Here is a 9,989-nt window from a genome sequence, read left to right on the forward strand (position 1 = left end):
CGGAAAGGGGAAAACCATGGGCAAGCGCGGTGGCGGCTCGGGCGACGGCAAGGGCGGCGGGCAGCAGGACGACTCCAACAAGGGCGCCGGGCACGGCGGCGGCGGGTCCGACGAGGGCGGCAACACCTCGGACGGCCAGAACCCGGCGGGCGGCGGCAAGTGACCAGCGAAACGCACCAGGAGGCGGGCCCCCAGGGGCTCGCCTCCGCGCTGGTGGCCGGCGGGGCGCTCTCCTCGGACTGGTTGCCCTCCTTCAACGCGGTGCCCCGCGAGCTGTTCGTCCCGGACCGCATCTGGCCGGGCATCTCGGACGGCACCCGGCAGAACCCCGTCGTGTACCGGTCGCAGGAGCCCGAAGCATGGCGGAGGGCCGTCTACTCGGACATCCCGCTGACCACGCAGTGGGACGACGGAGACCACCGGGGCGACGGGCTCGGCACGACGCCGAGTTCGTCCAGCTCCATGCCCACCATGGTGTTCTCGATGCTCCAGGACCTCGACGTGCGCCCAGGGAACAGGGCCCTGGAGGTCGGAGCCGGCACCGGGTGGAACGCGGGCCTCCTCGCCCACCGCCTGGGCAACCACAACGTGGTGACCGTCGAGTACGACCCTGACGTGGCTCGCGGCGCCCGGGAGAACCTGCACCGGGCCGGGCTCGCGCCCACCGTGGTCGAGGGCGACGGACGACAGGGCTGGTCGGACGGCGCACCCTACGACCGGATCATCGCCACCTGCTCCCTGCTGGAGATCCCTCCCGCGTGGCTGGAACAGACCGCCCCCGGCGGAATCATCGTGGCGCCCTTCGGCACCGAGTACGGCGGCGAGCAGATCGTCAGGCTGACCATGAGCGAGGACGGGACGAGCGCGAGCGGCAGGTTCACCGGAGGCTCCGCGTTCATGCGGCTGCGCCAGCAGCGCACGGGCCGGCCGCCCTTCGAGGACTACCTGCACGGCCGGGAGTGGCCCGCCGACGGGGTGCGGAGCACCACCGGCCTGTCCCCCCGGGAAACGGGCGGCTGGTTCGAGCAGTTCGTCATCGGGTCCGGCGTACCCGCCGCGTTCTGGCGGACGGAGCGCTACGACAACGGCGCGTACACACTCTGGCTCTACAGCCGCGACACCCTCTCCTGGGCCTCCGCCGACTACGAGCGGGACCGCACCGCGTACGAGGTGTACCAGTCCGGCCCGCGCAGACTCTGGGACGAGGTGGAGGCCGCCTACCGGTGGTGGGACGGCCACGGCCGCCCCGGCTTCGACCGCTTCGGCCTGACGGTCACGGCCGGCCGCCACACGGTGTGGCTGGACAGCCCGAGCAACCCGGTGCCGGTCCGAGGCTGACGGCAGTACGCAAAACCCTTGCCTCGTAAGCACATTGCTGCCCCCGGGGGCAGCGTTGCTGCCCCCGCCATCCCTACCGCTCCGGGCGTGGGCGGGGTATCCAGGACTCACCGGCCATCGACCCGAAGGGACGCCGATGAGGACCCGCGACAGTGACGACAAGGCGCACGCCCCCTCGACCAGCTCTCCCGCCTCCGCCCGGACACCAGCACCCGCACTGCTCGGCCTCCAGGCGTCCGTCGGCAACGCCGCCGTCGTCCAACGGCTCCAGCGGGCCGGCCAGGTGCAGCGCTCCGCCGCCGCCGTCCACGACGTGCTGCGCAGCGGCGGCCGCTCGCTCGACGGCGCCACCCGCGCCGACATGGAGTCCCGTCTGGGCGCCGACTTCTCGGACGTCCGGATCCACGACGACAGCGCCGCCCGGAGCTCCGCCGCCGAGATCGGCGCCCGCGCCTACACCTCCGGCAACCACGTCGTCATCGGCGACGGCGGCGGCGACCGGCACACCCTCGCCCACGAGCTGACCCACGTCCTCCAACAGCGGCAGGGCCCCGTGGCGGGCTCCGACAACGGTTCCGGGCTGAGCGTCAGCGACCCGTCCGACCGCTTCGAGCGCGAGGCCGAGGCCAACGCCCGGCGGGTGCTGTCCGGCCCGGCCGCAGGCCGCCGAACCGCCCACGCCGCCGACCACACCGCCGCCCACGAGGACGAGGAACACGGCGGCTGAGCCGTCTCGCCCCCGTCCATCAACGGGATCGTTCATCGTTTGTCTACCGCCTTGCCCCATGGTCGTTTCCACGGGGCGCCCCGTACTTTCACGGGCGCGATATGGACGAAAGAGGTACCCGGGGATGAAGGCAGTGAAGGCTGTGCGACGCATGGCCGTCGGGGTGGCGGCCGCGGCGCTGGCGCTGACGGGGACGATGCTGGGGGCCGGCACCGCGCAGGCGGCGTACGACCCGTCGACCCACACGCTCTGGAACGACGAGCCGCTCTACCCGGGCTGGCACGTCGACTCCGCGCGGTCCCGGCTGATCATGCAGCCCGACGGCAACCTGGTCGTCTACCGCAACTACAACACCCCGAACCCGGTGGCCGTCTGGGACTCCCGCACCAACGTGAACCACTGCGGGTACAAGGCGGTCATGCAGTCCGACGGCAACCTGGTCGTCTACTCCGCCTCCGGGGGCGTCTGCTGGTCCTCCGGCACGTACGGGCACCCGGGCGCCCGGCTGGTGGTGAAGGACCTCGGCGGCGTCGCCATCTACTGGGGTGACGGCGAGCTCCCCTTCGTCACCACGCCCACCAGCGACGTCCGCATCTGGGCGATGTCCTCGGACCTCTACTGACCCCCGCACCGGGCCGGAGCGCCGCTCAGGCGCCCCGTTCGGCGAGCCAGCGGACCAGGTCGGCGACGGACCACTGCGGGCGGGCCGCGAGGCGCGCCGCCACCGACCGCAGGAGTACGGGCAGGTAGCCGCAGAGCTCGGCGACCTCGGCGGCCGGGCCCGGCTCCCGGCGGATCCGCTCGGCGCCGACGACCCGGGCCAGCAGCTCGTACGCGTCCTGCGGCTCCAGCGGGCCCACGGCCAGCCGGGCCGCGTCGGCGGGCAGGGCGCCCGGTTCGGCGCCGGCCACGACGGCCGCGCAGCCCGCCACCGCGGGCAGCAGCGGCGCCGGGTCGGTGACGCCGTCGAGCACGACCAGCACCCGCCGCCCGGCGAGCGCGGCCCGGTAGCGGGCGCCCAGTTCGCCGACGCCGGCGTCCTCGACGGGCCGCTCCCCCAGGGCCCGCAGGAAGGCGGCCAGCACCGTGCCCGGCTCCGCCGTCTCACCGGCCGCGTACAGCTGCCCGTCCGGGAAGGCGTCCTGGACGGTGTGCGCCAGGTGCACCGCGAGCGCGGAGGTGCCGCTGCCGGCCGGCCCGGACAGGCCGAGCACCGGCGAGGCCCCGACGTCGGCACCATCGCCGTCACCGCCGCCTCCGGCCGCCCGCAGGATCCGCTCGGCCTCCCGCACCTGGGCCGCCCGCCCGACCAGGTCGGGGATGTCCGGCGGCAGTTGGCAGGGCCGGGCGGGCCGGCGCGGCGGTACGGGGGCGGACGGCGCCGCGAGCTCGGCGCCCCCTCCGCGGATGCGGGCGTGCAGGTCCGCGACCGCCGGTGCCGGTTCGAGCCCCAGCTCGCGGTCCAGCCGTTCGCGCAGCGCCTCGAAGGCGGCCAGCGCCTCGGCCGTCCGCCCGCAGCGGTGCAGGGCCAGCAGGTGGAGGCGCTGCACCTCCTCGTCGCGCGGGTGTGCGGCGGCGAGCGCGTCCAGCGCGGGCAGCGCCTCGGCGTGCCCGCCGAGCGCCAGGTCCAGGTCGTGCAGCACCTTGACGGCGGCGTGGTGGCCGGCGGCGAGCCGTTCGCGGGCGCGTTCGGCGAAACCGCCGGGCACGCCGTCCAGCGCGCGCCCCTCCCACAGCGCGAGCGCGCCGGCGAGCAGCTCCCGGGCCCGCAGGGGGTCGTCGTAGCGCAGCGTGACGGCCTGGCTCACTCCGTCCTCGTAGCGGAACAGGTCGACGGCGGCCCGATCCACCTCCAGCCGGTAGCCACCGGCCGTGGCGACCAGCAGGCCGGGGGCCGCGAGGGCGCGGCGAAGCCGGTGCGCGTGGGTGCCGATCTGGCCGGCCGGAGCCTTGGGCCAACGGGCGTCATCCTCGCCCCACAAGCCCTCGACCAGCCGTTCAGTGGGCACGAGCTGGCCCGGGGCCAGCAGCAGGGCGGCCAGCACGGCCCGCTGCTGCGGCCGACCGAGGTCGATCTCGTGGCCGTCGCACCGGGCCCGCAGCGGCCCCAGCACACGGAATTCGAGCCCCATGCCCCCACCCCTCGAAGCCATGAGTTTCAAGTACACAATCCGTGACAGAGCATAGGTGACCGGATCAGGGGGCGCCGCCGTCCGTACGGAAGTGGCGTGATCCGGGCACCGGACGACATTCGGGGACGGGACATGGTTGACATCGGGGCGTCCGGGCTGCGGTTCGGGCTGCTGGGGCCACTGCGCGCCTGGCACGGGGAGCGGGAGATCGAACTGGGCCGGCCGCAGCAGCGGGCCGTCCTGGCGGTGCTGCTGAGCGCCGCCGGACGGACGGTCGCGACGCCGGTGCTGGTGGAGGGGGTGTGGGGCGGGGCAGCGCCCGCCGACCCCCGCAAGGCCGTCCAGCTGGCCGTCTCCCGGCTGCGGTCGGCCTTCAAGCCGTACACCGGGCCGGATCCGCAGCGGATGCCGCTGGTGCGCGTCGGCGACGGCTACGCGCTGCGGGTGCCCGACGCGGAGGTGGACGCGGCCCGCTGGGAGGAACTGCTGGCCACGGCCGGACGGCTGCGCGACGAGCAGGCCCCGCCGCAGGAGGTCCGGGAGGTCCTGCTGGCCGCGCAACGGCTGTGGGTCGGCGAACCGCTGGCCGGGCTGCCCGGGCCGCACGCCGAGGCCGTCCGCTCCCGCCTCGCCGAACAGCGACTTCACGCCAAGGAGACGCGGCTGGAGCTGGACGCGGAGATCGGCGACCACACCGGCCTGACGGCCGAGGCCGCCGCCCTCGCCCTGGAACACCCCGAACGGCCCCGGCTGACCGCCGTCCTGATGCGAGCCCTCTACCAGGCGGGCCGCAAGGCCGAGGCACTCGCCGTGTACGAGGACGCCCGCCGCCGGCTGCCGTCCGGCGGGGACGGGCCCGCCGCACTGCACCTGCGGATCCTGCGCGAGGACCCGTCCCTGCTGCCCGCCCCCGCCGCCTCCGCCTCCGCCCGCGCCGAACCCGCCCCCGCCTGGCAGCCACCCGACCAACTACCCGACGGCCTGGCCGACTTCACCGGCCGCACGGCAGAGGTCGAGACCCTGGTGGACCGCCTCGCCGGGGCCGGCGGGCGAGCCGTCGTGGTCTCCGCCCTCGACGGCATGGGCGGGGTCGGCAAGACCACGCTCGCCGTGCACGTCGCCCGACAGGCCCACGGGCGCTTCCCCGACGGGCGGCTCTTCGCCGACCTGCGCGGCGCCGACCACACCCCGCTGGACCCGGGCGCGGTGCTCGCCGGCTTCCTGCGCGCCCTCGGCGTGGCCGCCGCCGAGATCCCGCTCGACACCGGCGAGCGCTCCGCCCTCTACCGCTCGGCGCTGGCCGGGCGGCGGGTCCTCGTCGTCCTCGACAACGCCGCCACCCTCGGCCAGGTCGAACCACTCCTGCCCGGCTCGTCCGGCTGCGCCGTCCTCGTCACCAGCCGCGTCCGACTGGCCGGCCTCGCCGGGGCGCACCAGATGCGCCTGGACACCCTGCCGCCCGCCGAGGCACTGGAACTGCTGACCCGGATCATCGGCGCCGACCGCGTCGACGCCGAACCCGTGGCCGCCGACGAGATCGTGCGGGCCTGCGGACTGCTGCCGCTCGCCGTGCGCATCGTCGCCTCCCGACTCGCCGCCGACCCCGCGCTCACCCTGGCCGCGCTCGCCGACGGACTGCGCCGGGAACACCGGCTGGCCGAACTCAGCGACGGCGAACGGACGGTGGAGGCCACCTTCGCCCTCTCCTACCACCGCCTCGACGTCGAACTCGCCCGCGCCTTCCGCCTGCTGTCCCTGCCCGACGCCCCCGACGTCCCGCTGCCCTGCGCGGCCGCGCTGCTCGGCCGCACCGAAACCGAGACCGACGAACTCCTCGAAGCACTCGTCGACCTCAACCTGCTGCACTCCCCCCGCTTCGGCCGCTACGGCTTCCACGACCTGGTCCGCGACTACGCCCGCGGCCGGCTCGCCGCCGAGGAACCCGCCACCGAACGCACCGCCGCCGCCGACCGGCTGGTCGACTACTGCCTGGCCACCGCCCGCAACGCCGACCGCGCCGCCCGCAAGGCCGACCCGGTCGAACTCAGCCTGCTCGACGCGCCCGTCCGCTCCCCCGGGAAGACGATCACGGACGGGCCCGCCGCCGTCCGCTGGATGCGCGAACAGGCCGGCGTGCACGCCGCCGCCATCGCCCTGAGCTGCGCCGACCCGGCGCTGCCGCTCGACCGGGCGGCCGAACTCGCCGACCGGATGGGCTCCGTACTCGCCGAACGCACCCAGACCCGCGACATCGCCGACCTCTCCGACCGCATCGCCCGCGAGGCCGCCGCCCGCGGCGACCACGGCCCGCTCGCCCTCGCCCGCTACGTGCGCGGCGGCATGCTCTGGCACATCAACCGCTACGCCGAGTCCGAACAGGACATCCACCAGGCCGTCGCGCTCTGCCAGGACGACGACGGCGGCAACGGGGGCAGCGGCGACGGCCCGAAGGTCCGCGTCCTCGCCAAGGCCCTGCTCACCCTCGGCGGCAACGCCCGCGTCCACGGCCGCTACGCCGACGCCGCCCGACACGCCGGCCGCGCCGCCGACCTGTTCCGCCGCCTCGGCGCCGAACGCTCCGAGGGCAGCGCCCTCGGCGAGTTCGCGTTCAGCTGCGCCCAGACCGGCCGGCTGGCCGAGGCCCGGGACGCCGCCGAGCGCGGCGCCCGCCTGATGAGCGGCTCCGGCCCGGTGTCCGCCGCCACCGGCCGCTACTACCTGGCCCGGGTCCTGCGGCTGTGCGGCGACCCGGAGGCGGCACTCGCCCACGCGGTCGGCGCCCGCGACGAGTTCGCCGCCCTCCAGGTGACGGTGTTCGCGGCGGCGGCGGGCGACCTCGCCGCCCGGATCCACGCCGAGGCCGAACGCTGGCTGCTCGCCGCCGACGCCGCCGAGGCGGCGCTGCCGCTCGCCCGCCGCACCAGCGCCGCCCTGGAGGCCGCACTGCTGCGCACCCTGGGCACCGCACTCACCGGCCTCGGCCGCCCCCGCCAGGCCCGGGCCTGCCTCGCGGACGCGCTGGAGGTGTACGAGCGGCTCGGGCTCGCCAAGGACGCCGAGCAGACCAGGGCCCTGCTGGACGGCCTGCCGCAGCCCTAAAGCGTGTCCCCGACGGCCCTCCACCCCTTGTTGATCACTTGTCTACCGCGGTCCGCGATCTTCTCTCTCGTCAGGTCGCGGACCGCACCAGTGCGGAGCCGGGGCCACTCCCACCGAAGATAGGCGCCACGCATGCCCACGCTCCCGCAGAACGGTCAGACCTGGACCCTCAAGTCCGCGAACGGAACGGTCGCCGACGTGCGCTCCAGCCAGAGCAGCCCGGGCACCCCGGTCCAGTCCTGGGGCCCCAACGGCACCACCGCCCAGGGCTGGGTCTTCTGGGCCAAGGACGGCGGCAGCTGGCTCCTGGAGACCCAGCTCACCAACGGCAAGCACGCCCCCGGCCAGGCCGTCGTCATCGACTACAACTACTCCACCGGCCAGACCTGGCTGTTCAACGAGCACGGGCAGCCCAACCAGCGCTGGGTGCTGGACGTCATCGACAACGACTGGTTCCGGGTCCGGACCGCCCGCGGCGACGAGGGCCAGCTGTTCCTCACCGCGGCCGCCCCCGGCGCCCCGCTCACCCTCACCAAGCAGGACGACAACAACCCGGCGCAGCGCTGGCAGCTCATCTCGGCCGGCGGCCAGAACGGCGGCGCCGGCGGCCAGCAGCAGCCACAGCCCCAGCCGCAGCCGCAGCCCGGCGGCGACTTCCGCACCGAGATGCTGGCCTCCGTCAACACCGAGCGCGGCCGGGCCGGCCTCCAGCCGCTGCGGCTCGACGACCGCCTGAGCGCCGCCGCCCAGCGGCACGCCAACGACATGGCGTCCCACGACCTCACCCAGCACGACGGCACCGACGGCAGCAACCCGTGGGACCGCATCCACGCCGCCGGCTTCCAGTTCCGCTCGGCCGCCGAGAACGTCACCCCGGGCAACAGCGTGGCGGAGGCCATGCAGATGTGGATGAACAGCCCGCACCACCGCGACAACATCCTGGGCCGCGACTTCACCTCCATCGGCATCGGCTACACCCCCCGCCAGCGCGGCAACTGGGGCCGCTACGTCCAGACCTTCGCCCAGGCCTGACCTCCCCGTCCCCCCAGCAGCCACAGCAGCCACAGCAAGCAAGGAGCCACCCTCATGTCCTCGAACGCGGCGGACCTGATCCGCGTCGCCCGAGACGAGGTCGGATACCAGGAGGGCCGCAGCGGCTCGCACTGGAACAACATCCAGAAGTACTCGCCGGCCGTCCCCGGCCTGGAGTGGTCCCAGGGCGAGGCCTGGTGCGCGACCTTCGTCGCCTGGTGCGCCCAGCAGTCCGGCAACGCCGGGCTGTTCCCGGTGACGGCCTCCTGCGCCGAGGGCGTCGCCTGGTTCAGGGACCGCGACCGCTTCACCGACTACCCGGTGATCGGCGGCCAGGTGTTCTACGGCCCCGGCGGCGGCAGCCACACCGGCATCTGCGTCGCCTACACCAGCTCCACCATCACCACCGTCGAGGGCAACACCAACGACGACGGCAGCTCCGAGGGCGACGGCGTCTACCTCAAGACCCGTGACCGCAAGTCGAGTTGGGTGTACGGGTACGGCGTCCCGGACTTCGCCGACGGCGTCATCCTCGCCGACCCGCAGTGGCGGGACCGCCAGGGGGCGGTCTACTTCGGACAGGAGGCCTCCGCCGCCGACCAGCCGAACGGCGGCGCCCGGCCCCAGGCCGACAGCGGCGGGGACGGAGGCGGGAGCGAGGGCGGCTACGAGCCCTTCCCCGGCGCCGACTTCTTCCAGGACGGCCAGAAGAGCGACGTCATCACCCGGATGGGAGAGCGCCTGGTCGCCGAGGGCTGCTCCGCCTACGCCGAGGGCCCCGGCCCCGAGTGGTCCGGGGCGGACCTCGAATCCTTCCGCAACTGGCAGCACAAGCTGGGCGACTCCGGCAGCGACGCCGACGGAATCCCCGGCCCCAAGCAGTGGGACGCCCTCCAGGTCCCGCGCGGCTGACGCCACACCTCGACCACACCCGGATCCACCACACCCGGATCCACCACACCCAGAAGGAGAACCCGATGAAACCCGTCACCCGTACCCGCAGGTTCCTCGCCGGGCTCGGCGCCGTCGCGGCCGTCGCGGGGGCGGCCGTGGTCACCGCCCCGGCCGCGCACGCCGCCGGCTGCGAGCTGGCGCCGAACCTGCAGACCGTCACCTCCGTCTACAACGGCGCCACCGGCGTCCTGGACCTGCCGGCCAACACGGAGGTCAACGGCCAGCGGATCGGCGTCTACCAGGGCAACCAGAGCCCCGCGCAGACCTGGTCGTTCTGGGGCTACTGCGACGGCACCACCGCCATCTCGCACGGCTCGGCCGGCAAGGTCGTCGACCTCGACACCGGCTCGGGCGCCGTCCAGCTCTGGGACACCCCCGGCGGCTGGGACGGCCTCAACCGCCCGGCCGGCGACTGGCTGCCGGCCAACCAGAAGTGGATCCGCACCAGCGAGGACCGCGGCTGGTACCTGATCCAGAACGTGGCCACCGGCCAGTGCCTCAAGTCCAACGGCGTCGCCCAGCTCACCTCGGTGACGTCCTGCAACGGCAGCGACCCGGCCCAGCGCTGGAAGATCGGCTGACGGCTCGCCGAGAGGGGTGCGCCCGGGGCCCCCCCGGGGGGGGCCCGCGGGGCCCCCCCCCCCCCCCCCGGGGGTATTAAAAAAAAACCACCCCCCACAACCCCACACAAAAGGGATGGGGGGGAG

At 74.7% G+C, this 9,989-nt stretch carries 8 protein-coding genes and 1 pseudogene; 8 read left to right on the forward strand and 1 reads right to left on the reverse strand.

Features of this window, described 5'->3' with window-relative positions; translation table 11 throughout:
• Nucleotides 1–16 precede the first annotated feature (16 nt).
• The 4 genes and pseudogenes from ACFWPT_RS31355 to ACFWPT_RS31370 all read left to right on the forward strand — a co-directional run bounded on the left by ACFWPT_RS31355 (nucleotide 17) and on the right by ACFWPT_RS31370 (nucleotide 2,687).
• Nucleotides 17–163: a hypothetical protein gene (locus ACFWPT_RS31355; RefSeq protein WP_380485891.1), complete on the forward strand. Its 147-nt coding sequence runs from the start codon at nucleotides 17–19 to the stop codon at nucleotides 161–163.
• Nucleotides 160–1,338: a methyltransferase domain-containing protein gene (locus tag ACFWPT_RS31360; RefSeq protein ID WP_380485893.1), complete on the forward strand. Its 1,179-nt coding sequence runs from the start codon at nucleotides 160–162 to the stop codon at nucleotides 1,336–1,338. The genes ACFWPT_RS31355 and ACFWPT_RS31360 overlap by 4 nt, the downstream gene beginning before the upstream one ends.
• Before the next feature lie 136 nt (nucleotides 1,339–1,474).
• Nucleotides 1,475–2,038, forward strand: a pseudogene (locus tag ACFWPT_RS31365) (DUF4157 domain-containing protein); the annotation flags it as partial.
• A gap of 151 nt (nucleotides 2,039–2,189) precedes the next feature.
• The gene (locus tag ACFWPT_RS31370; RefSeq protein ID WP_380485895.1) at nucleotides 2,190–2,687 is read left to right on the forward strand and encodes a hypothetical protein; all 498 of its coding nucleotides are present in this window, start codon (nucleotides 2,190–2,192) and stop codon (nucleotides 2,685–2,687) included.
• 25 nt (nucleotides 2,688–2,712) lie between these two features.
• On the opposite strand, the gene ACFWPT_RS31375 is transcribed toward ACFWPT_RS31370, so the two are convergent.
• Nucleotides 2,713–4,197, reverse strand: a complete 1,485-nt coding sequence (locus tag ACFWPT_RS31375; protein WP_380485897.1) for a BTAD domain-containing putative transcriptional regulator — start codon at nucleotides 4,195–4,197, stop codon at nucleotides 2,713–2,715.
• Nucleotides 4,198–4,329: 132 nt separating this feature from the next.
• Here ACFWPT_RS31375 and ACFWPT_RS31380 point away from each other — a divergent pair, with 132 nt between their 5' ends.
• The 4 genes from ACFWPT_RS31380 to ACFWPT_RS31395 all read left to right on the forward strand — a co-directional run bounded on the left by ACFWPT_RS31380 (nucleotide 4,330) and on the right by ACFWPT_RS31395 (nucleotide 9,863).
• A complete protein-coding gene (locus tag ACFWPT_RS31380; protein ID WP_380485899.1) occupies nucleotides 4,330–7,296 on the forward strand; it encodes a BTAD domain-containing putative transcriptional regulator in 2,967 nt (988 codons plus the stop codon).
• A gap of 132 nt (nucleotides 7,297–7,428) precedes the next feature.
• Complete coding sequence (locus ACFWPT_RS31385) at nucleotides 7,429–8,328, forward strand: CAP domain-containing protein (RefSeq protein ID WP_380485901.1); 900 nt, start codon at nucleotides 7,429–7,431, stop codon at nucleotides 8,326–8,328.
• A 54-nt stretch (nucleotides 8,329–8,382) separates the two neighbouring features.
• Nucleotides 8,383–9,240, forward strand: a complete 858-nt coding sequence (locus ACFWPT_RS31390) for a peptidoglycan-binding protein (RefSeq protein ID WP_380485903.1) — start codon at nucleotides 8,383–8,385, stop codon at nucleotides 9,238–9,240.
• A 65-nt stretch (nucleotides 9,241–9,305) separates the two neighbouring features.
• On the forward strand, nucleotides 9,306–9,863 hold the full coding sequence (locus ACFWPT_RS31395; protein WP_380485905.1) for an RICIN domain-containing protein: 558 nt from the start codon (nucleotides 9,306–9,308) through the stop codon (nucleotides 9,861–9,863).
• Nucleotides 9,864–9,989 lie beyond the last annotated feature (126 nt).

It is taken from the genome of Kitasatospora sp. NPDC058478, from assembly GCF_042720345.1.
Classification (GTDB): Bacteria; Actinomycetota; Actinomycetes; order Streptomycetales; family Streptomycetaceae; genus Kitasatospora.